Raw genomic sequence first — 328 nt, forward strand, 5'->3', positions numbered from 1 at the left:
GCGCATCTGTAACCGTAACCGGCAGACCGAGTGCGTTATAGGTGTACGATGTGGTATGTCCGTTCTTGTCGCGGAACTCGGTCAGGCTGTGACCGGAATAGGTATAGGTTTCCGTATTGCCGAGCGCGTCCGTGATAGACGCAATATCGCCGCCCGCTGTATAAGTCAGCGTCATAGCGGTATTGTCCGCATAGCGAACTTTCGTCACATTGCCATTGCTGTCATACTCGTATGCGGTTGCACCATTCAGACGATCGCTTGCAGAGTTGGCGCGATAATTGCCGTCGTAGGTGTTGGCGGTGGTGTATTCCGTGCCGTCGATAACTGT

General features: G+C 53.7%; 1 protein-coding gene. It reads right to left on the reverse strand.

Annotated elements, in window-relative coordinates:
• Nucleotides 1-328: hypothetical protein (locus PGS25_RS15625; protein ID WP_442865330.1), on the reverse strand; the 328-nt coding region annotated here is incomplete at both ends.

Source organism: Butyricicoccus sp. AM78-15b2TA, from assembly GCF_027665985.1.
GTDB classification, from domain to species: Bacteria; Bacillota; Clostridia; order Oscillospirales; family Butyricicoccaceae; genus Agathobaculum; species Agathobaculum butyriciproducens.